This window comes from Metaclostridioides mangenotii (genome assembly GCF_018917235.1).
In the GTDB taxonomy this organism is placed as follows: Bacteria; Bacillota; Clostridia; order Peptostreptococcales; family Peptostreptococcaceae; genus Metaclostridioides.
The window spans coordinates 175794-199031 of the sequence record NZ_JAHLOF010000005.1 but is presented as its reverse complement, the minus strand read 5'-3'; the positions used below and the strand labels follow the sequence as shown (position 1 = coordinate 199031).

At 30.4% G+C, this 23238-nt stretch carries 23 protein-coding genes and 1 riboswitch; of the genes, 17 read left to right on the top strand and 6 right to left on the bottom strand.

Going from position 1 to position 23238, the window contains the following annotated elements; all coding sequences use genetic code 11:
• The first annotated feature begins 42 nt into the window (after positions 1-42).
• The 7 genes from KQI18_RS09365 to KQI18_RS14505 all read left to right on the top strand — a co-directional run bounded on the left by KQI18_RS09365 (position 43) and on the right by KQI18_RS14505 (position 8838).
• Positions 43-2184 carry a Tex family protein gene (locus KQI18_RS09365; protein WP_216467521.1) on the top strand — a complete coding sequence of 714 codons (2142 nt, stop codon included), beginning with the start codon at positions 43-45 and terminating at the stop codon, positions 2182-2184.
• Between the two features lie 94 nt (positions 2185-2278).
• Positions 2279-3448, top strand: coding sequence for an amidohydrolase (locus KQI18_RS09360; RefSeq protein WP_216467520.1), 1170 nt, complete (start codon positions 2279-2281; stop codon positions 3446-3448).
• A 355-nt stretch (positions 3449-3803) separates the two neighbouring features.
• The gene (locus KQI18_RS09355; RefSeq protein ID WP_216467519.1) at positions 3804-4790 is read left to right on the top strand and encodes an ornithine cyclodeaminase family protein; all 987 of its coding nucleotides are present in this window, start codon (positions 3804-3806) and stop codon (positions 4788-4790) included.
• Positions 4791-4822: 32 nt separating this feature from the next.
• Positions 4823-6475, top strand: a complete 1653-nt coding sequence (gene ilvD / locus KQI18_RS09350; protein ID WP_216467518.1) for a dihydroxy-acid dehydratase — start codon at positions 4823-4825, stop codon at positions 6473-6475.
• 210 nt (positions 6476-6685) lie between these two features.
• On the top strand, positions 6686-7486 hold the full coding sequence (locus tag KQI18_RS09345) for a TrmB family transcriptional regulator (protein WP_216467517.1): 801 nt from the start codon (positions 6686-6688) through the stop codon (positions 7484-7486).
• Positions 7487-7572: 86 nt separating this feature from the next.
• Positions 7573-7693, top strand: a riboswitch (FMN riboswitch).
• 102 nt (positions 7694-7795) lie between these two features.
• Positions 7796-8410 (top strand): ECF transporter S component, encoded by a 615-nt coding sequence (locus KQI18_RS09340; protein WP_216467516.1) that lies wholly within the window; start codon positions 7796-7798, stop codon positions 8408-8410.
• A 176-nt stretch (positions 8411-8586) separates the two neighbouring features.
• A complete protein-coding gene (locus KQI18_RS14505; RefSeq protein WP_216467515.1) occupies positions 8587-8838 on the top strand; it encodes a 4Fe-4S binding protein in 252 nt (83 codons plus the stop codon).
• Between the two features lie 150 nt (positions 8839-8988).
• Here KQI18_RS14505 and KQI18_RS09330 read toward each other — a convergent pair whose 3' ends face one another.
• The 3 genes from KQI18_RS09330 to KQI18_RS09320 all read right to left on the bottom strand — a co-directional run bounded on the left by KQI18_RS09330 (position 8989) and on the right by KQI18_RS09320 (position 12814).
• Positions 8989-9951 carry a D-alanyl-D-alanine carboxypeptidase family protein gene (locus tag KQI18_RS09330; protein WP_216467514.1) on the bottom strand — a complete coding sequence of 321 codons (963 nt, stop codon included), beginning with the start codon at positions 9949-9951 and terminating at the stop codon, positions 8989-8991.
• 286 nt (positions 9952-10237) lie between these two features.
• On the bottom strand, positions 10238-11392 hold the full coding sequence (locus KQI18_RS09325) for a hypothetical protein (protein WP_216467513.1): 1155 nt from the start codon (positions 11390-11392) through the stop codon (positions 10238-10240).
• Between the two features lie 204 nt (positions 11393-11596).
• On the bottom strand, positions 11597-12814 hold the full coding sequence (locus tag KQI18_RS09320) for an SPOCS domain-containing protein (protein WP_216467512.1): 1218 nt from the start codon (positions 12812-12814) through the stop codon (positions 11597-11599).
• A gap of 406 nt (positions 12815-13220) precedes the next feature.
• Between KQI18_RS09320 and tsaE the strand changes: the two genes are divergently transcribed.
• From tsaE to tsaD, 4 genes are read left to right on the top strand one after another with little or no spacing between them, the layout of a single operon-like run.
• On the top strand, positions 13221-13673 hold the full coding sequence (gene tsaE / locus KQI18_RS09315) for a tRNA (adenosine(37)-N6)-threonylcarbamoyltransferase complex ATPase subunit type 1 TsaE (protein WP_216467511.1): 453 nt from the start codon (positions 13221-13223) through the stop codon (positions 13671-13673).
• A complete protein-coding gene (tsaB, locus tag KQI18_RS09310) occupies positions 13673-14389 on the top strand; it encodes a tRNA (adenosine(37)-N6)-threonylcarbamoyltransferase complex dimerization subunit type 1 TsaB (RefSeq protein ID WP_216467510.1) in 717 nt (238 codons plus the stop codon). Before tsaE ends, tsaB begins: the two co-directional genes overlap by 1 nt.
• A gap of 2 nt (positions 14390-14391) precedes the next feature.
• A complete protein-coding gene (gene rimI, locus KQI18_RS09305; RefSeq protein WP_272876223.1) occupies positions 14392-14874 on the top strand; it encodes a ribosomal protein S18-alanine N-acetyltransferase in 483 nt (160 codons plus the stop codon).
• Positions 14875-14877: 3 nt separating this feature from the next.
• On the top strand, positions 14878-15894 hold the full coding sequence (gene tsaD / locus KQI18_RS09300) for a tRNA (adenosine(37)-N6)-threonylcarbamoyltransferase complex transferase subunit TsaD (protein ID WP_216467509.1): 1017 nt from the start codon (positions 14878-14880) through the stop codon (positions 15892-15894).
• Positions 15895-16093: 199 nt separating this feature from the next.
• On the opposite strand, the gene KQI18_RS09295 is transcribed toward tsaD, so the two are convergent.
• Positions 16094-16450, bottom strand: coding sequence for a hypothetical protein (locus KQI18_RS09295; protein ID WP_216467508.1), 357 nt, complete (start codon positions 16448-16450; stop codon positions 16094-16096).
• 291 nt (positions 16451-16741) lie between these two features.
• A complete protein-coding gene (locus KQI18_RS09290) occupies positions 16742-17665 on the bottom strand; it encodes a hypothetical protein (RefSeq protein WP_216467507.1) in 924 nt (307 codons plus the stop codon).
• 657 nt (positions 17666-18322) lie between these two features.
• Here KQI18_RS09290 and KQI18_RS09285 point away from each other — a divergent pair.
• The 6 genes from KQI18_RS09285 (at position 18323) to KQI18_RS09260 (ending at position 21364) form a co-directional block, all read left to right on the top strand.
• The gene (locus KQI18_RS09285) at positions 18323-18568 is read left to right on the top strand and encodes a phage holin family protein (protein WP_236887716.1); all 246 of its coding nucleotides are present in this window, start codon (positions 18323-18325) and stop codon (positions 18566-18568) included.
• Positions 18569-18607: 39 nt separating this feature from the next.
• The gene (locus KQI18_RS09280) at positions 18608-18853 is read left to right on the top strand and encodes a hypothetical protein (RefSeq protein WP_216467506.1); all 246 of its coding nucleotides are present in this window, start codon (positions 18608-18610) and stop codon (positions 18851-18853) included.
• An 11-nt stretch (positions 18854-18864) separates the two neighbouring features.
• Positions 18865-19689: an N-acetylmuramoyl-L-alanine amidase gene (locus tag KQI18_RS09275; protein WP_216467505.1), complete on the top strand. Its 825-nt coding sequence runs from the start codon at positions 18865-18867 to the stop codon at positions 19687-19689.
• Between the two features lie 111 nt (positions 19690-19800).
• Positions 19801-19995, top strand: a complete 195-nt coding sequence (locus tag KQI18_RS09270; protein ID WP_216467504.1) for a hypothetical protein — start codon at positions 19801-19803, stop codon at positions 19993-19995.
• A gap of 2 nt (positions 19996-19997) precedes the next feature.
• On the top strand, positions 19998-20315 hold the full coding sequence (locus KQI18_RS09265) for a hypothetical protein (protein WP_216467503.1): 318 nt from the start codon (positions 19998-20000) through the stop codon (positions 20313-20315).
• A gap of 494 nt (positions 20316-20809) precedes the next feature.
• Complete coding sequence (locus KQI18_RS09260; RefSeq protein ID WP_216467502.1) at positions 20810-21364, top strand: hypothetical protein; 555 nt, start codon at positions 20810-20812, stop codon at positions 21362-21364.
• 466 nt (positions 21365-21830) lie between these two features.
• Here the strand turns inward: KQI18_RS09260 and KQI18_RS09255 are convergent, their stop codons facing one another.
• Entirely contained in the window at positions 21831-23207 is a 1377-nt protein-coding gene (locus tag KQI18_RS09255; protein ID WP_216467501.1) for an MATE family efflux transporter, read from the bottom strand.
• Between the last annotated feature and the right edge of the window lie 31 nt (positions 23208-23238).

Here is a 23238-nt window from a genome sequence, read left to right as displayed (position 1 = left end):
ACCCCTTTGGGATAGTTAAGATAAAGAAAAGAGGTTAATATAGTGAAAATATATGATATTTTAAAAAGAGAATTTAAGCTTAGGGATGAGCAAATTAATAACACTATAAAACTTATAGACGAGGGGAATACTATCCCTTTTATAGCAAGATATAGAAAAGAAATGACTGGTGAGATGAGTGACGTAACTTTAAGAGAGTTACATGAGAAGCTTATGTATTTAAGAAATCTAGAGTCGAGAAAAAATGATGTAAAAAGGCTTATAGATGAGCAGGGAAAACTTACTGGTGAATTAGTTAAAAATATAGAGAATGCAAATACTCTTCAAGAAGTAGAAGATATTTATGCACCTTATAAGCAGAAAAAGAGAACAAGGGCTACTATGGCCAAAGAAAAAGGACTTGAAGATCTTGCTCTATCAATATTAGAGCATAGTATCTCAAATTTAGGTGATGAGGCTAGTTCTTATATAAACGAAGAAAAAGAAGTTTTAAATGTAGATGATGCGTTAAAAGGATCGAGAGATATAATAGCTGAAATGGTGTCTGATGATGCAGAAATTAGAAAGTTTATAAGAACTTTAGCTCTAAAAGAAGGGACTTTGATAGTAAAAAATACTACCGATGAGAAATCTGTATATGATATGTATTACGATTACAGCGAGTCTGTTAAATCAATAGCTCCACATAGAGTACTTGCAATTAATAGAGGAGAAAAAGAAGAATTCTTAAAAGTAAAGCTAGATATAAATACAGATAAAATACAAAGAAACATTGAGGATAAATATATAAATAATGACAATAGAAAAAATAAGGAAATAATTGTAGAAGCAATCGAGGACTCTTACAAAAGGCTTATATTCCCATCAATAGAGAGAGAAATAAGAAATCACCTAACAGAAATAGCACAAGAGAGAGCTATAAGTGTTTTTGGTAAAAATCTAAAAAGTTTACTTTTACAATCTCCTATAAAAGAAAAAGTTGTAATGGGATTTGACCCTGCATTTAGAACTGGTTGCAAGATTGCAGTGGTAGATAAAAATGGAAAGCTACTAGATTACACTACTGTATACCCAACAGAGCCTCAAAACAATGTTGAAGGATCTAAAAAAACTTTAAAGGCATTGATCGAAAAATATCAAATAGATATTATTTCAATTGGAAATGGTACAGCATCTAGAGAATCCGAGCTATTTGTATCCGAGCTACTTAAAGAAGTAGATAGAGAAGTACAATATGTAATAGTAAACGAGGCGGGAGCATCGGTTTATTCAGCATCAGAGCTTGCAAATGAAGAACACCCAGACATAAACGTATCTATAAGAGGTGCTATCTCAATAGCAAGAAGACTTCAAGATCCGCTTGCAGAGTTAGTTAAAATAGATCCGAAAAGCATAGGTGTAGGACAATACCAGCATGATCTAAACAAAAAAAGACTTGAAGAAGTTCTAGATGGAGTTATTGAAGATTCAGTCAATATAGTAGGAGTAGATTTGAATACAGCCTCATATTCATTACTTGAGCATATTGCAGGTATAAGTAAAACAATAGCTAAAAATATAGTTGCTTACAGAGAAGAAAACGGAGAATTTACGTCGAGAGCTCAGTTAAAAAAAGTTAAAAGACTTGGGCCTCAGGCTTTTGTGCAATGTGCTGGATTTATGAGAGTATTGGATGCAAAAAATCCTCTGGATAATACAGGTGTCCATCCTGAAAGTTACAATATATGCAAAGCTATGTTAGAAAAAATTGGATATTCATTAAATGATTTAAAATCTAAAAATATTGAAGATATCGATGATAGAATTGAAAATATCGGTATCAAGAATTTAAGTGAAGAATTAGGCATTGGTGAAGTAACTTTAAAAGATATAATACTAGAGATTAAAAAGCCTGGAAGAGATCCAAGGGAAGAAGGTATTAAGCCAATACTTAGAGTAGATGTTCTTAAAATAGAAGATATAAAAGAGGGAATGGATCTGACTGGTACAGTTAGAAATGTAGTAGATTTCGGAGCATTTATTGATATTGGAATAAAAAATGATGGGTTGGTTCACAAATCTAAGATGAGTAACTCATATGTTAAGGATCCTATGTCTATAGTGTCTGTTGGAGATATAGTAGAGGTAAAAGTAATCGGAGTAGACATGGATAAGAAGAGAGTTTCTCTTTCAATGGAAAAATAAATTATAAAAATATACAATATAAAAATGGCCATAAGAATCGATTAACTGTTAGTAGTTTTTTGAAGTTTATTTAAAAAGGTTTGGGAGGAATGTAATGATATATATAAAAAATGGTAATATAAATACTATAACAAATGGAGTTATAGTAGGAGATATTCTAATAGATGAAGGTAGAATAGTAGAGATATCAGATGGATTAGTAGCTCCATTGGATGCAGAAGTAATAGATGCAAAAGGCAGATTCATATATCCAGGTTTTATTGATGCTCATACGCATCTAGGATTATGGGAAGATGGAATGGGATCAGAAGGTGCTGATGGAAATGAGGAGACAGATCCAATAATGCCACATCTAAACCCTATCGATGGAATAAATCCAATGGATAAAACCTTTGTAGAAGCTTACTCTGGAGGAATTACATCTGTATGCGTTACCCCTGGTAGCGCTAATGTAATTGGCGGTCAATGCATAGCAATCAAAACTTACGGAAAAAGAATAGATAAGATGATTATAAAAAACCCAGTAGCTGCAAAAATAGCATTTGGAGAGAATCCAAAGACTTGCTACGGATCAGATGAAAAAGCTCCTCAAACTAGGATGGCTATAGCAGCTATGCTTAGAGAAAATCTAAAAAAAGCACAAGAATATCTAGAAGAAATTGATCTTTACGAAAAGGATGAGGACGACGATAGAGATAGACCGGAATACGATATAAAATTAGAAGGGTTACTTCCTGTACTTAAAAAAGATGTGCCTTTTAAAGTCCATGCGCACAGAGCGGATGATATATTTACAGCGATAAGAATAGGCAAAGAATTTGACCTAAATCTGACATTAGATCACTGTACAGAAGGTCATTTAATAGTAGAAGAGCTTGTTGAAGAAAACTATCCTGTGATAGTAGGGCCATCGCTTTCTGAAAGATCAAAAATCGAACTAAGAAACCTAACATTTGAAACAGCAGGAAAACTTTCAAATGCAGGCCTTGAAGTATGCCTTATGACAGATCACCCTGTTATACCAGTTCAGTACTTGCCGATGTGTGCTGGTATCGCTGTTAAACATGGAATGACTGAGGAGAGGGCTTTAGAATCAATAACTATAAATCCAGCTAAAGTTTTGGGAATTGATAACAGAGTTGGATCTATTGAAGTTGGTAAAGATGCTGACTTAGTAATCTGGGATGGATCTCCACTTGAGATAAACAGCAATGTAGTTTGTACTATTATTGATGGTAAGGTAGTATATAGCAACGAGAAGTAGTTTACCTAATAATAGAATAAATATTTTAAATAAAATAAAGACTATCTTAAGAAAGTATTCTTAAAGATGATAGTCTTTTTATTTATTTATAATAGGTTTCGTTACAAATAAGGTTGGATATCTAGTGTTTTAATAAAATTAAATTAATTGTCTATGTTAAAATTCTGTATTAAATATTGACAAAATATAAACAAAATATATAATAGTTACTAAAGGGGTATACGTTAAAATTTATATTATTTTTAAATTATATATTTGAGGTATACCTTATAACAAAAAACTTGAAAAAGCTATTATTTATAAAAACGATATTCTAATTTTTAAATTATAATAACAAATAAGGAGGAATTAATTTATGTTACTATTATCAAGAAATGACATCGACAAAGTGTTTACAATGAGAGATTCTATTGAAGGTGTAAAAGAAGCATTTAGACTGTTTTCTGAGGGAAAAAGTGAAGTTCCATTAAGAGGTCAAATACCAGCTCCTAAATATGAGGGTACATTTTTATCAATGCCAGCTTATGTTGAAGAACTAGATATTGCATCTCTAAAATTAGTAAATATATTTCCTAGAAATATAGATATGGGTATACCTTCAGCACCCGCCACAGTAGTACTAATGGATGGAAAGACAGGTGAATTTACATCAATTATGGACGGTACATATGTTACTCAGCTTAGAACCGGAGCAGCCTCTGGAGCAGCTTTTGATCTATTAGCTAAAAAAGATTGTAAAAAGGGAGCTTTAATTGGGACAGGTGGACAAGCAGCTAAACAGCTAGAGGCTATGATTGTAGTTAGGAACCTAGATGAAGTTGTGGTTTATGACATAAATTATGAAAGAACTAAGGCATTTGCTGACAGCATGCAAGAAGAATTAAAATCATATAATACAAAGATAACAGCAGTTAAAACATCTGATGAAGCTGTATCTGATGCGGACTTAATAATAACAGTTACACCGTCAGAAAAGCCTGTATTTGATGCAAGTATTGTTAAAAAAGGAGCTACAGTTAGCTGTGTTGGATCTTATCAACCACAAATGCAAGAGATGGATCCTGTCGTATTGACTAAAGCTTCTAAGATATACTTTGATTCAGTAGATGCGGTTTTATCAGAGGCAGGGGATATACTTATTCCTCTTGCAGATGGAACAATAACGAAAGACGATTTTACAGGAGATCTAGGAGATTTAATATTAGGTAAAATAGTAGGAAGAGAAAATGATGATGAAATAATAGTATTTAAAACTGTAGGGATAGGAACACAGGATTTAGTAACAGCTAAGCATATTTACGACAAAGCACTGTCTGTAGGGGTAGGCACAGAGTGGAATTAATTTAAATTAATTATAGTTGTGGAGGTATTATTATGAAGAGTAATCGCGAATATTGGAATGGACCTAAGGCAGCACACAGAAGAGTAATGTTGAAAGCTTCAGGATATACAGATAACGAGATTAAAAATAAACCTCATATAGGAGTTGCCAACTCATTCATGGAAGGCTCACCTGGAAGTGCTCACTTAAGACAGATAGCTGAAGCTGTAAAGCAAGGAATTTGGGCAGCTGGTGGGATACCTGTTGAGTTTGGAATACCTGCAACTTGTGGGAATGTCGCCAACGGAGCAGAAGAATTAAAATACGAACAAGCAGGTCGTGATATAGTAGCTATGTCAATAGAGTTTGTTACTAAAGTCCACCACTTTGATGGTTTGGTTATGGTAGCTTCTTGTGACAATATAATTGCTGGTACATACTTAGCAGCAGCTAGACTTGATATACCTAGTATGATAGTAACTGGTGGATCTATGCAACCAGGGAATTACCGAGGAAAGAAAGTTGTAGAAGCAGAGCTTGATGTGGCAGTACTAAGAGGAGATAGTGAAGAATCTCTTGCAGATATGGAAGAACATGTTTGTCCATCATTCGGTGCATGTCCATCTATGGGAACAGCGAATACAATGCAAATGTTAGGTGAGGTTTTTAACTTAGTGCTCCCAGGTACAGGAACGATACCGGCATCGGATAATCAAAAAATAAGAAAATCCAGAGAAGCTGGAAGTTATGTAGTTGAGCTAGTTAAAAAAGGAATTAAACCTTCAGACCTAATAACTAGAGAGACGCTTTTAAACTCAATTATGGTAGATATGGCAGTAGCAGGTTCTACAAATGCAGTGCTTCATATTTTAAGTATGGCTGTTGAATTAGATATAGATATTACTATGAAGGATTTTGATGAACTTGCATCTGAAATCCCGTGTATATGTGGTGTTATCCCAAGTGGATCTTATACAGTTGTAGACTTCCATTATGCCGGTGGCATACCCGTTGTAATGAAGATGCTAGAAGATAAGTTACATACAAATGTCCCAACTATGTTGGGAAATACATGGAAAGATGTATTAAAAGACGTAAGAGCAGAAAGCTCTGAAATCATAAGAAGTTTAAAAGATCCTTTATTTGATGAACCAGGTCTTAAAGTACTTAGGGGAAATCTATCACCAAACGGAGCGATTGTTAGACCAACAGGAGTTCCAAAAGAAATGAAGTATTTTAGAGGTAAAGCTAAAACTTTTGACAATGACTTCCATGCACTCAAAGCAATAGAATCTGGAGATATAGTTCCAGAGGATGTTATAGTAATAAGATACGAAGGATGTAAAGGTGCACCTGGAATGAAGGAAGTAATGCTTTCTACAGATGCTTTAGTTGCCAAAGGATTACATACAAGTGTAGGTCTAGTAACAGATGCAAGATTTTCTGGATTTAATTATGGTGCTATAGTTGGCCATGTTTCACCAGAAGCTTACGACGGAGGGGTTATTGCTTTAGTTGAAGACGGGGATATGATTGTAGTAGATCTACCAAAAGGTGAAGTTACTTTAGAAGTATCTGATGAAGAACTTGCAAAAAGAAGAAAAAATTGGGTTCGCCCTGAGCCAAAAGAGACAAAAGGTTTACTAGCTCTTTTTGCTAAAAATTGTAGGCCTGCAGAAGAAGGCGGAGCAATGCAACCTTGGTAAGATAAGAAAGATTAATGAAAAAATAAAGGCGGTAGTCTTAATCTATCGCCTTTTTAAATTAAAATTAGCTAATGTTTGATTACATTAAATAATATTCTAATTTAACAGAGAATTTTAATTATTTTCTTACTTAGTTTTATTGTATATATAATAAAATATTTAGTCTATGATAAAATAGTAGTATCAAAATAGAGAGTAGGTTATGTTTATATGTTTGCTAAAGAGATTTCCTTATTGAATAAGCTTGGATTGACGGATTCTGAAGCCAAGGTTTATTTAGCGCTGCTTAGAAATGGGAGTGCGTCTGGATATGAGGCGAGTAAGATTTCTGCAGTTCCACGTTCTAAGATTTACAATATACTAGAGTCTTTGACTATAAAGGGCTATATAATATATGCTGAAGAAGAAAATAACAATAGATACGCTGCAGTACCTATTGATGAAATAGAAAAAAAGGTGAAATATGAAACAGATAATGTATTAGAGGAACTCACTACATCATTAAAAGACTTCCCAGTTAATACAGATTTGGATTATCTATGGCATATACGTCAAAACACAAATGTATTTGCTAAATGTAAAGAGATTCTTCAGAGAACAGAAAAGGAATTATTGCTTCAGATTTGGGAAGAAGATTTACCAAAACTATTGCCAGAGATAAAAGCTCTAGAGGATAAAAATATAAGAATGGGTATTGTTTATTTTAGCAATGATGATAAATCTAATGTTCCCTTAAAGAAGTACTGTAGGCATGGTTTAGTAGAAGAGAAATTGAAGGAGATGGGCGGAAGATGGATAACTCTTGTATCTGATATGAAAGAAGTTGTCTTTGGACAAATAATAAGTGAATCAACGGTTGAGGTGATATGGACAGAGAGTAGACCTTTAATAGTATTGGCTGCAGAATGTGTTAGACATGATATGTACTTCTACAAAAATGCTGGCATATTTAAAGAGGCTATGCAGCGTGAGCTTGGTGATGATTTCTTCAAAGTTAGAGATATATTTTAATATTTTTAATCTTATGAAGGTCGGTAGTGCTTGACTTTTATAAAAAAATTAACTATCATATATATGTAAGGAAAATAATAAATACAGAAGATCTTCGGGGCAGGGTGAAATTCCCTACCGGCGGTAAAAGCCCGCGACCTACCATAGAGTAGTTGATTTGGTGAAATTCCAAAGCCGACAGTAAAGTCTGGATGAGAGAAGAGATTGAAAAAGCTTAAAAGCATTTTGTTTTAAACTGATTCAAATACTCGAAGATAAGACCTTCGAGTTTTTTATTTTTCCTAATAAATTAAATTAGGGGGAATTATAATGCAAAATCAAAACACAGTAAATAGACAAACTTCTATGAAAACTAGAACACTAGTTATGATGGCAATTTTATCTACAATATCATTTATTCTTATGTATATAGAGATGCCAATTCCAGGGATTTTTCCTGACTTCTTGAAGATAGATATATCAGAAATACCTGCGATTTTAGGTGGTATGAGTTTTAGTCCTATAGTCGGAGTAGGTATAGTAGTCGTAAAAAATATAGTACACGCAATAACAGTAACTACGACTGGTGGAGTAGGAGAAATTGCAAATGCCTTAATTGGTGGAGTTTATGTGTTTGTTATTTGTTATATTTATAAAAAAAGCACAGACATCAAAGGTGTAATAGCGGGAATTATTCTGGGTACTCTGTCAATGACTATAGTTGGGGCAGTAGTTAACTACTTTATAACTCTTCCATTTTACGGTCAACTTATGGGTCTAGATGCTATTATAAATTTAGGATCAGTTATAAATCATAGAATAACGGATTTATTTAGTTTCGTTATGTGGATGATAGTCCCATTTAATATACTAAAAGGAACATTATTATCAATATGTAGTGTAGTTCTTTATAAGAAAATGGGTCACATAATCAATAATAAATAAATATTTTATATAGCACGGTATAAACTAAAAAATAAAAATATTAAATAAAATTGGTAATTAAAAAAAATTTATAAATACAAATAAAATGAACAATTCTTATAACTATTTTTAAATAATATCTAAAATTAAACAAATTAATAGATAAATACAAAAGAAGAGGCATCTTATTATATAGGATGCCTCTTCTTTTGTATTTATCTAGTAGGTATTTATGCCCGTTAGGTGCATTTTATTCGTTATTTAATAAAGTAAGTTTTATAAAGTATGAGATAGATGAAAATAAATGTACAAGTTGTAACGCCTGTACTCAGAAGTGTAAAATGAATATACAAATATACAAAAACCCTAATAGTATTGAATGTATTAGATGTGGTGATTGTATAAAAACATGTCCGACACAATCAATAAAAAAAAAGAATAAAGTTTAGATAAATCATCTTTAAATAACTAATTATTATTAAAAATTAAGAAAGAGACAATAAAAACAATCCGAATGTATTGGATTGTCTTTATTGTCTCTTTTAATACCTTACTTTTAAAGTATATATCAATATAATACCTTACTATTTATACTAAGCCTAATTTGTGAAATAAGTATTGTATATATTAAAGGCATCTACTATATTTGAAGAGGGCTCTTTATCAGTCTTTTTTGCACCTGTAGTAATTAATATATATTCATTACCATTATTTTCAAGAAGACTTGCTAAACAATTTCCTGCTTCTTCTGTATATCCAGTTTTACCACCTATTATTTTTCCTCTTACAAAGTTTTCTGCATCCATTTTCTCAAATGTAGAACTGCTAAATGTTATTCCTGCCGAATTTAAATTTGTAGGAGATGTCGAATATTTTTCTGTTGTAAATATAGTTCTAAATATTTCATCTTCAAGAGCATAATCGAGCAGTAAAGATAAATCAAAAACTGTTGTATAATGATTATTATTATGAAGCCCTGTTGCATTTGTAAAGTGAGTGTTTTTCATACCTAGTTCTTTAGCTTTTTCATTCATAAGATTTACAAAGTTATCTTCAGAGCCAGATATATATTCTGCAATTGCAATTGATGATTCAGCTCCAGAAGGTAACATTATACCATAAAGAGCATCCTTAGCTTTAACTTTTTCATCTGGTAGAAATCCAGTCATAGAAGCTCCAGATTTTCTAAGAGATTCAAACATGCCACTTCTTATAGGTATCTTCACATCCAAATCGTTTAATTCATCTATGGCAACAATTGTTGTCATTATTTTTGTAAGAGAGGCTGGATAGCATCTAGTATTGCTGTGTTTTTCTGCTATGATTTCACTACTTTTATTATCAACTAATATAGCATTTTTACTTCGGATATTTTTTAATTTGTCAATCTCACTATTTTCCTGACTAAGTGAGTTAACAGTAATATTTTTTAAATCAGTAAATTTTCCTGTACTATAAACTAATAAAGTAATACTTAATAAAATGATAGCCATTAAAATAATTGATTTTAATTTTTGTTTTGATTTTCGTTTTTCCTGTTGTTTTATGTTCTTTCTAGACATTATTGAGTCCTCCGTAGTTAAATTATCTTTTACAATACTATTTAACTACATTTATAAATACGATGTTTTAATATAAGCTTATTTAAATCTTAATAAAATCTTAATTATATATACATACTATTCAGGAAATTTATTGATTAAAAAAATCGGTCCTATCTCAAGATAGGACCGATCTTATTTAATTTATTTTTAAAAATAAAGTATATATATTTTGTTATAAAAAAATTTAGTCAGCATTAAAAGATGAATATTAGTATTTTTAGTACTAAATAAATTTAAATAGAATTTATACATTTTCTCCTTCAAAAGAATCTTGATGCTCTTGTTTAAATTTTTTGTTTTTCATATGTCCAACAGTAAGCACTGGTATAATTACAACGAAAATTCCTAATACACCAGTATAGCCGTATCCAATTTGAACTATAGCTGTAAGTCCAAATAAAGAAATAGCCATAGATAAGATCATACAACATAGAGAAAGTAATCCTCTTCTTACAGTTATATTCTGTGGGACTTTTATAAGGTTTTCGAATCTTGTAATCGCACCAAACACACAGCTAATTCCTGTAGATATAAATGCAAGTAAAAGCACAATTGTATATACAAATACAAGCCAATCTTTGCCTATTTGCTTACAAATATAAAGTATTGGAAGTGTTTCTCCTGTAGTTCCAGGAAGCCATGCAAATAACATCATACAGCTTAATACTATCATGACGCTGTTAAGAATAAAGCCAACAATAGTTGTATGGTTGATCTCTTTATCTGTTTTAAGCGGCTGGCAAACACTTATAACTATTGACCATACTATAGCTTGGAATCCTGCATATTTAAGACCCAGCCACAGGGCATGCCAAATTGATTCAGTTGAGTAGCGAGTTGTAGTTAATTCAATGAAATTCCCAGAGTTTGCAGATATTCCTATGTAACAGATTAGAGTAAGGCAGATAACAATTATTATTGTCATAAGTGAGGAAGCGCTTCTTATAAGATTAGCTCCAAAAATTGTTAGTATGAATAGAATAGTTCCTGTAATTACGACACCTAAATTGTAACTTAAGCCAAAATCGGCAAATAGAGCAGCAGCACCTGCAATAGAACCTCCTGTAGCAAGTAATACGATAATTATATAGCAGATTTCAAATACTATAGAAAGAACTTTATCATAAGGTTCATATAATTTTTTAGATAAAGTTCTATAATCGTATGCTTTATGGTTTCTAGCCATAATCATCGTTTCTCTATAAACTAAAGCTATAATTCCTATAATTAAGATTGGCATCCAAAATGTGTACCAACCTTCTTTAACAAAGAAATTCATTGTCTGATTACCTGTAGCGAAGCCCCCACCTACATGAGCGCCAAACCATACTGAAGCAACACCAAAAATACCCTTCCAATTAAGTTTAGAACTTGATGGATCTAAGTTATTGCTTTTCATTATAAACATCTCCTTTGTTATATTTATATTCATCTTTGTTGTTATTATAACAACAATTAATCTGTTAGTCTATCAAATGGCATAATCTATGATATAAAATAGCCAACTTGCAGAGGAGTATAAGAATTTAAAAGGAAGATTACCATAAAATTTCAGCCCTGCAAGGTGGCAAATATAAATGTGTTTTTCATTAAATTGCTGGCATTAAACATTAGCTATAAGTTCAATACTAGTTTGGCAAAGTACGCATCTTTCATCTGACGATTGGTATTTGACATCTATAACTTTTCCGTTTACTTGAATTGTATTATCTTCATTATAATTACAAAGTAAGACTATGGTTCCTTCGAAGGGGGCTTCAATTCCTTCAGCCTTAATTTCTTGATTAGAATCAAAAGTTGAATAACCAAAGTTATATACTATTTTACCTTGTACAAGTATTCTTACACCATTTATAGTGTTAGGGCACTTTGAATCACATCTGATTGAGTTTATTGGCTTCCAATTAGTAATATTAAGGTCGCCATTTATCCAATATACTTGATCTATATCAGGACATTGATTGGGTAAACATACGGAATTATCCAATTCAAAATTTCTAGAGTAAGATAAATTTATTTTAATATCGACCATATTAGAATAGCACATATGTGTACCTGTATAGCCATTTGGTAAAAAATAATTGTATGTTGTACTAGAGGTACTTTGAATTGTTCCATTGCAATCTCCTGTTAGAACTCTAACCTGATACTCTACGATTAAACTTTGACCGACTCCGATATTTCCTAAATTTACTCCATAATTTAAATTTACATTCTCGATAACCACTCCATTTACTGTAAATGTACCATTTATCAAGCTTGTTGAGTTTGGATTATTATCCTCTAATAATACATCATAAACATCTAGATGACTTGTGTTGTCCAGATAAATTGTAAATTTTATTACATCGTTTAAAGAAGCAGTTGTAGAACTAGTTCTTTTAGTTATGTTAATATCATTTTCATAGATACTTATTGTTAGAGGATTTGATGAGATTTTTCCTTTGAAATTAGCATTATTGTTACTAGAGTTGTAATTATAAAATATTGTAATATCTGTATTTATAGCATTACATTCGTCTTCAGAGCTTATAACTTTCACAAGAAATGACACTAGCTTACTTTCTTTTGGCTGAATAGTGCCAAGTTCAATACCAGAAGCTATATCAGCATCCTTATACTCTACAGAATTGATCTTTACGCTTCCGTTTATAAACTCTAAACATGGACTAAGTGTATCTACGATAATTACATTTTCAACAGGTGTATCGCTTTTGTTATAAACTGTTAGATCGTACTGGATTATGTGTCCTACAACTGCGTGATATGATGATACATTTAATAACAATGAGATCGGATCAACTGCGCTTGGGTCTAACATATTATTATCTCCACCTTTCCTAATATATGTATACGTATAGGGAAAGTAGGTTATTATTGATTTATTAGAAAAGTAGTTTTTGCAGAACGGAATCCAATATAAAGTTCAGTAATTATAGTTAAAAAATTAACTAAATAAATAATATAATTAAATACTATTAGAAAAATTATTTATTTTTTCACAATTAAAATCTACTCTTTAATAAGTGCAAACTTTTTTGCTTTGTACTTAGGATTGAATTTATTAAAATGGTTTAAAAGTCAAGATTAATCGTGATATTATAAAGTAATAATAGTCATAAGAACTTTATTATACATAGATATTATTATATAATAATTAATATAGCTATAATTGAGTACAATAATAAATAATTTAGATAAATGTATAGAGTAATGGAGATGGACAAATGTATAAAGTTTACCTTAAAGATGATGAAGCGACTAAAAGTTATGGATTTAAATTAGGAGGGTTAGTTAAAAAAGGAAATATAATATGTTTGTTGGGCGACTTAGGTGCTGGTAAAACAACGCTTACACAAAGCTTTGCTAAAGGTTTAGGTGTTGACGATTATGTGACAAGCCCGACATTTACTATAGTTAATGAATACGATGGAAGAATCCCGCTGTATCATTTTGACGTGTACAGAATTGGAAGTAGTGATGAAATGTACGACATAGGGTACGACGAATATATAAATTCGGATGGAGTTTGTATAATCGAGTGGGCAAATCTAATAGAAGATGTCTTGCCTGAGGAGTATTTAAGTATAGAATTAAAATATGTAGAAGACGGAAGAGAAATGATACTGACTCCAAAAGGAGAAGAGTATATTAGGATTGTTGAGGAGTTGTTAAAATAATGAAAGTCTTAGGAATAGATACATCTTCCATGGCTGCAAGCATTGCTGTGATAGAAGATGATACACTTATCTGTGAATTTGTAGTTAACGATACAAAGACACATTCACAAAAATTGATGGTTATGATAGAAGAAATGCTAAAAATTTCTGATATTGATGTAAATGAAATAGATTTATTAGCAGTTTGTATTGGTCCAGGTTCATTTACAGGTATAAGGATAGGAGTAGCAACTGCTAAGGCTATATCTCATGTAAACGACATACCAATAGTCGCTGTTAATTCTTTAGAGACTATAGCACAGAATGCAAGCCTGTCTGATAAAATTATCCTTCCGATTTTAGATGCTCAGAAAAATCAAGTTTATTCTGCAGAGTATAAATATGGGAAAGATGGTAAATTTGGTGGTATAGAAACAATAAGTGATATTCAAATAAAGGAAATAGAGGCATTAGTAGACGAAATTAAAAACAGTGATAAAGAGTACGTTATATTAGGAGAAGCGGTATATAAATATATAGATAAGTTTAAGGAACTTAAAAATGTAAAAGTTTGTGATAGTATTTACAATGTATCTAAAGGTAGTAGTCTTTGTTTATGCGGTATAAACAAATTCAGACAAGAAAAAGATATATACAATTGTTATGATATAAAACCAATGTATATAAAAAAGTCCCAAGCAGAAATACAATATGAGCAAAAACATAAAGAGGTATAAGTATGAAAGACGAGATTATAGAATCAAAAAATAATGATGTATTAATTTTAGGAAAAATGACATACGAGGATATAAGCGGAGTATTTGAAGTAGAGAGAGCATGTTTTGAAGACTTTTGGAGTAGAGAATCTTTCACAAAGGAAATGTCAAACAATCTAGCTCATTTTATAGTAGCAAAAATAGGAAATAGAGTAGTTGGATATATAGGAACGTGGTTTATACTTGATGAATGTCACATAAATAGTGTAGCTGTACACAATGATTATAGAGGAAGAAAAATAGGCGACAGTCTAATGGAAGAACTTATATCGCTTTGCAAACAAAATAATATTGTTGCTATGACTCTTGAAGTAAGAAAGTCTAATACTGTAGCACAAAATTTGTATAAAAAATACGGATTTAAAATTGCAGGAATTCGAAATGAGTATTATACAAATAATCGAGAAGATGCAATTATAATGTGGAACCAGTTGGAAGAGGTGTAAATAATGAAAGATATAATAACATTGGCTATTGAGAGCAGTTGCGATGAAACCGCAGTAGCCATTTTAAGAAATGGAAGAGAAGTACTAGCAAATATCATCTCTACACAAATAGAAACACATAAAAAATTTGGTGGTGTAGTACCTGAAGTAGCTTCTAGAAAACACGTTGAAAATATTGATATAGTTGTTGAGGAAGCCTTAGAAAAATCGGGAGTAGGATTTAAAGATATAGATGTAGTAGCAGTTACATACGGGCCAGGTCTAGTTGGTGCACTTTTGGTTGGTCTTTCTTATGCAAAATCTCTTGCATTTACTTTAGGAATACCATTAGTTGGCGTAAATCATATAGAAGGACATCTAAGTGCAAATTATATTGAACATTTAGATTTAGAACCCCCTTTTTTAACTCTTATAGTTTCTGGGGGACATACTCATCTAGTAGAGGTAAAAGATTATGGAGAGTACGATATACTTGGAAGAACTAGAGATGACGCATCTGGAGAAGCCTTTGATAAAATCGCAAGAGCTATGAACTTAGGATATCCAGGTGGACCTATTATAGACAAACTAGCTAAAAAGGGAAATAAAGATGCAATTGATTTTCCTAGAGCCTATATTGATGATAGTTACGATTTTAGTTTTAGCGGGCTTAAATCTTCCGTACTAAATTATTTGAATGGCAAAAAAATGAAAAATGAAGATATTGTAGTAGAAGATGTAGCTGCGTCATTCCAGGAAGCGGTCGTAGAAGTGTTATCTAAAAAAGCAATCAAGGCAGCAACAGATAAAGGATATAATACAATAACATTATCTGGCGGTGTTGCAGCAAATTCTAGACTTAGAGAAAAGATAGTAGAGCTTACGGGAGGAACTGGAATTGAAATTAAATATCCGCCGTTAGTTTTATGTACTGATAATGCAGCAATGATTGGGTGTGCTGGTTATTACAATTATATTAATGGTGTCAGAGATGATATGAGTTTAAATGCTGTTCCAAATCTCAAAATCGGTGAAAGATAGTATAAACAATAAATAAAAATAATCTACAATACACATATATATTATAAAGAGAAACCCTCCTTTAGTAATTTTACATAGGCATGCTAAAGGAGGGCTTTTATTTTATTATATGTTATTGTCTAGCGTGTAATGTAATTTCTGTAGGAGGGGAGATCTAAAATTATTTACAGGATAAATAAAAACGTCTTAGATATGAGAGTTAAATTTCATTTATTTTTTCAGCCCAAGACATTAAAAAGCCGTCATGAGCATTTTCATTATAGGATACTTCGAGTGATTTTATTATGTAGTCGATTTTATAAATGTCTTTTTCATACTTTACACTAAGTTTCTTAAAACTATTCTCTATATGCGCATCTAATTTTTCAAAAAATAACTTGTATTGACAAATCAGTTTAAACCCATAAAGATCATTTTTTATTAAGCTTTCCCTAATCTCATTTAAATAAAAAAGTAAATTTTCGCTATTTTGCATACTTTTTACTAATTCAATTCTTATTTTATTACTTTCCACTATATTCACTGTGGAAATCTTATCAACAGTTTTTATAAACATGTAATACCCCCATCTACATTAAAAAAAGCATCAGCTCACTTTTTTATCTCAAATACCCTAATGTTAAGCTTGATCATAGTTTTAAGTTATACAAAAATACATTATCCTATTAAAGTAACTAAAAAATTTATTTCTTATCAAATTATATATGACAAAGCCATAATCATAGTCAAAAGAATAGTATTGATACTGGTATATAATTTGAATATCGAATATATGTTCTGCTTAAATTATATACCTTAGCATATACATTTTCAATAGGGATTAAAATTATTTACAAAAAAATCCATTTTACAATGGATTATATTTTTGATTATATGTTATTAGAACTTCGTGGGAATCTATCTTATAACCCAATTTATTTTTCAAATCATTTACCATCTGTATTGTCCACTTATCCTTTTTTTCCTCATACATTTTATGCATAAATCCCGCTATCCTAAGGTGTCTTGGAGTTAAAGTCCACGACTCAAGAGTCTCATTTAGAAAGCTAAATCTCTGTCTAAGTGCAATTTGAGATATAGGTTTTATGCCATTCTCATTTTTGGAGGTTGGTTTAGTTTTAATTAAGTATTCAGATTCTTGGTTGAAATCATAAGACAAACTAGTTGTTAAATTTTCTAAAGATTCTGGTCTCATAAGTTTATAATAAGTTTTCTGCTTTTTAGTCTTGTCTGCCAAGTCTATGAAGATATTATCTACATTGACTTTTTTTCCGTTATCTATAACAATTTTATTCTCGAAATCTACATCTGTAACTTTTAAATATCTTAAATTGTGTAGATTTAATTCAGTAAATCCACAAAAAACGGAATAAACAATAAATCTATCTTGATAATTAATCAAACTGTTACAAATATCTAGAATTTCTTTAAATGATGGATATTCAAAAAGATTTTTCTTAATATTGTCTGGATTTATGCACTTAAATGATATATCTAAGTTAAGTTCATTCATAAGTTTAGTAAGTATACTAGTTTTAGTTGCACTAGTTTTATATCGATCTTTTCCAATGGTAGCATTTACAAAATCCTCAGTATCACTTGATACTAAGTTTACTGCAATATTACAGTTATCTTCTGTGATAAGTTTATTATTTCTTTCTAAATAATGTATCAATTCAGAGTACATTTTAGATGCTATTGTCTTATCCCTCGGAGACCAATTCTCTATTAAGTTGTCAATTTCTTGTTGATTTCTAAGGTTATAATTCATAAAGACACTCCTTTATATATTTACATATGTAAAATAGTATTTTGTTTAGAGAAAAGATGAATGCCAACTAAAATTTAAGTAAACGGTTATCTTATTTTATAAACTCTGTTTAAATACCTTTCTTTATTATAGAAATTATATGAGATTATGTCAATTAATACAATATCAAAATATTTCATAAATTTAATTTTCATATAACTATTGACATATTTTCATATAATTGATATATTGTATATGAAAATATGTTATATATTCAATTTTATAATTAGTAGGGGATTATATAGAAAATAGGGGTTATATAGACTTAGAAAGCTCAAGTTCTAAAAGCCATTCCCGCGATTGAAACAGAGTTAGCTCGATTAGACGGCGTCATGACTACACTAAATGTCGAAAAGGATAAAAACGAATTGTTTTAAATAAATCACATTTGTTATTGATACAATTTCCGGCGGTACACCGCTTACGAACGATTCTACGTTTGGAAATATAGTTGACGAATATTCTCTTGTATCTTAAGCGTTGGGATATAATAAAAAGCTAAAGCGAAGAAAACAGGTTAATTATGAAGATAAACAAGAATCAAAGAAATTATAAAGCAACTTGCTAGGTTAATCCAGGCTTTTTTTATATAAAAAATAAATAATTGGAGGTTTTATTATGGAAATAGTTAGTTTTATACCAGAGCAGTTACTAATATTAGTAGCTGCTTTAAATGTTTTAGGGTATGGATGTAAAAGCATACCGGGGCTTGATAATAAATTTATACCATCTATCTTATTAGTACTAGGAATCATTTTTAGTATCTGGATACAAGGAATTGATCCAAACTCAATTTTACAAGGTATTTTATGTTGGGGTGTTGCTATTGGTGTACATCAAACTGTTAAGCAATTTAAAAATTAAACTCTTAGAATCACACAAAATTAGAAAGGAGGATTATAAATGGAACAATTCGGGACAGAATTAATAAATTTAGGGGTGGTAAGTGTAATTGCTTATCTGTTAATTAGCAATGTTTTAGCTGAAAAAAAAGAAGAAAGAGATTTGTATAGACAGAGTGTAGATACTTTTACTGAAGTATCGAAACAATTTGCCGATAGTATTCAAGGACTTAGTTCTAGGATTGAAAAGGTGGAAGAAGGCAATGAAAGAATTGAGCAAAAACTTGATAATTTTTTTAATAATTAGGAGGAATAAAAATGAATATATGTATCACAGTTGGTCATAGTATCCTAAAAAATGGAGAATGTACAAGTGCTTCTGGGGTGGTAAATGAATATCAATATTGTAAAGCATTAGCCCCAGTTTTAACAAATTTACTTGAAAAAGAAGGGCACACAGTAGATATGATTATCTGCCCTGAAAAACAATTTACAAAGGCTACAGAAGAGAAAAATTACAAACTAAGTAGAATAAATGGAAAGAAATATGACCTTTGCCTCGAATTGCACTTAAATAGTTATAACAAAAGTGCAAAAGGGTCAGAAGTTTTATATTGTTCAAATGCAGGTAAAGTATATGCTGATAGAGTTATGAAAAAATTAGCTACGATATTTACTGATCGTGGGATTAAAATTAGAAAAGATTTATATATTTTAAATGGCACATATTGCCCGACTATTTTGTTTGAGACTTTTTTCTGTGATAATACTGCAGACTACAATATAGCTAAGAATAATGACTATGATGGTATCGCTAAGTTAATAGCAGAGGGTGTGTTAAATAAATCTTTAGATTCAAATTTAAATCAAGGAGGTAATACTATGCATAAAAATTGTGTTTTATATGACGGAACTGTAGATTGGCATATAGCTAATTTATTCTCTTGGTACTTAGAAGATTGTGTTGTAATTAAAGTTGATGATTTCAAATCTTTTGCTGCACATAATTTATACGTAATCGGCGGAGTTGCAGAGAAAAAACTAATTGAAAAAAAATTACCAGATAGATATACAACATTTGTTGGCATTGATAGAGTTGAAACTTTAGAGAAAACATTGGCGTTTGTTAAGTTCTCAAAATAACTATTTGTCGTACTTGAAATTGATTCAAGTGAATTTGAAAAAATAATGTGTACGTTAGACCTGTTTAAGGCTAGAAATTAATAAATATGATTACAGAGAGGGGAGAGAAAAATGCTAAATGAAAGTTTCAGATCAAATCAAGTGTATAGATTAGTAGAAGTAAAGGAAAAAACGGAAAACTTGGAAAACATTTTGAAGAAAGAAGATATAGATTTTAAAGATATTATTGAATTTGTAACAATCGAGGGAGGAATAGTATCAACACTACAAAATATAGCAAATGACATATTAGAAGTGAGTATATAAAGATGAATACAGTTATTGAGTGTCCAATTTGTAAATACAAGTTTGAACTTTCAGAAGAGCTTCACTTTTTAAATGGCCAAGAATATATTGAACTTATATGTAAAAAGTGTAAAGAAAATTTAGTTGTATATCAAAGATTTAATCCAACACTTATAGCACTTAAATATGATAGTTGTATTTGTTCTAAATGTAAAAAAATAACAATAAATCTAAAAACAGAGGAAAATTCCGATCTGTTCCCGAAATTTAATAAAGGAACATATTCAATACTATGCAAAAGTTGTTGGATGATAATGTTGTATGAGGAGTTTTTTTACTAAAATGAAAGGACAAATGTGATTTACGAAATAATTTTTGTATGTAATTTATCCCAATGATGATTGTAAAAAGTAATTAAAAAAGGAACATCTAAAATTAAATTATAATTTTATAATAGAAGACTTAGAAAACTACATAAAAAAATTAGATACTATAGAAAATAAATTAATGAACCTTAGTAAATAAGAACATTTGGAGAGTGTTATGAATATTATATTAACTAATGCAATGACATTGTTTTTGTGAGTAATAATTGGTGGATTACTGGAATATAGATATAAAAGATTTCACAATAATGAGGCAGAAAAAGCGACAGGAGAATCCATCAAATTAAAAAAGGAAATAAAGAAATATGTTGAAAAAATAGATGTATTGCAATAAACTATTAAAGTATCAAACTAAAAGAATATCCCATTAGTCAAAAAGAAGAGAAACTTTGATAGATAATTATAAATTATAAGGAGTGATTTTTATTCGAAAAAAGATATCGTGGGTTTTGATTAGTACGTTATTATTTCTACTAGTCACTGTAAAGATTTATGCTGACAGTGATACAGAGTTACAAAAAGCAGATAATGTGATGTTTAGAAAAGGACAAACTCATATGGTTGCAGAGGTAAGTACTGCTCTAAACAAAGGTTTAAACGATTACATTAATAGTGATGAATACAAAAACTTAATGGTTAAGACTGATTTGGAAAAGGAGCTTGGCATAAAGATCAAAGAGATAAAGCCTATAGTTTGTAAGATAACTTATTATTCAAGTTTGGCATGTGAAAATGGTCCTTATGGACTAAAAACAGCTTCAGGTGTTAATATGAATAGTAAAACTGTAGCAAATAACTTTTTGAAATTTGGAACTGATTTATATATAGAGGGGCAAGGACATAAGGTCGTCGAGGATACTGGAAGCAATAAACATTTCAACACAGTAAATAGATTTGATGTATATGTTCCGAGGAATGAAAATGAGAGTGATGACTCGTATTACAAAAGGGTAAATAATATGGGAAGAAAAACAAGTATAGGATATATAATTGTGAAAGAGTAAATAAACAAGTATTTAGGAAAAATATTAAGGGATATAAGAAATATAATTATAGGTATACATTGAAGTATTAAAACAAAAGAAAAATTATCAAAGTTATTATGTAAGATATTAATTATTTGAATAAAATTAAGTAATAAAAAATTATTGGGTACACGATAAACATAAATAAATTTTATATAAAGTAATACAAGATCAAATTATAGATAAAATAAATAATCGTAGTGAAAAATAAATTAATAAGTAAAAAATTCTTACAAACAAACTATTACATTAGGTAATAGAGAAGATATAAAATGTATAGTGGACATTTTTAAATAATAGATTTTTTATGTTAACGATAGACATAAAATAGCAACATTAGGCTTGATAAAAATATGTAAATACACATTTCAAAATATATAAATCAATAAAAAGCCGGTTTCTGTAAATTATACAGAAGCCGGCATTTTTGTTGATTTATATATTTTTAATCAATCTCTTTAACAATATTGGCCGCCCATTTTTTAGAAAGAACCCTAGGAAGTCCGAATATAAATTTCATTAATTCCTCGGTATATGTTAATAAAAATAAGAGATATATAGGATAACCTTTAAATGCAGCGAAGAATGTAAGTGGCAGAGCAGCAAACCACATACTACCTTGCTCTAAAAATAGTGCATATTTAGTGTCTCCACCGCTTCTGAGAATTCCAATTATCATAAGTGTGTTAAAGGCTTTAAGAGGCATAAATACTCCGAGTATTATAAAAATCTTTATTATGTTAGGTGATAAGTTGTCAGCTACATTAAACATTTTCAATAAGGATGGTATGTTTAAAACAAGCAGCCCACCCATGATAACTCCTGCAATTACAACGAGTATAGAGAATTTTTTTGCATACTCTATAGCTTTTTTTATTTTATCAGCTCCAAGTTCATTTCCGAGCATTATTCCACCACCAGAGGCAATACAAACACAAGTCATAATAAAGAAATTTCCTGTGGTAGTAGCTATTTGGCTAGAAGCGATAGCAGAAGTACCTGCTTTGGAATAAGCAACGGCGTAAAGGACTGTTCCAAACGCCCATGCAGAGTCATTTAAAAATATTGGAATACCTTTAGATAAAAATTTACCAGTAAAATCTTTAGTAATAGATTTAAGATTTGATATTCCAAATCTTAGTGCATAATTTTTTTTATAAATGTACACGTAAGATAATAATAATATTATCTCAATTACTCTAGCTATAACAGTGGCTAAAGCTGCACCTTTGACACCAAGGTTAGGCATTCCCAAATTTCCGAAAATAAGACCGTAGTTTAAAATAATATTTGCAATAAGTGCGAATAGACTACATATCATACCAAGTTTTGGGTTTCTTATACTTCTAGATCCAGTGCTAAAAACAGTGCTAATAGCAATAAGCGGATATGAAAAAATAACGATACTGAAATAGTCTTTACATATTCTTACGACTTCTTGATCATATGAAAAAATATGTATAATTAATTCTGGTTTCAAAGAGACAGGTATAAGAAATAATAAAGATAAAATTAATGCAAACCCACAACTAAGTCCAACAACTTTTCTTATATTATTTGTGTCTTCTTTTCCATAAAACTGTGAAATAAATACACTAGCTCCACCAGTTACGCCTGATAAAGACATGTTAAATAGGAAGAAAACTTGGTTCGCTATACCTATAGAAGCAACTGAAGTTTCTCCCAGACCACTTACCATAACTGTATCAATGACATTTACAGATGCAGAAATTAAATTTTGAATAATTATTGGTATACATAAGAAAAATAAGATTTTATAAAATTTCTTATTTTCCTCATTTAATGATAATTCTAGGCTCAATAAATCACCACTTTCATATTTAGTTTTAGTT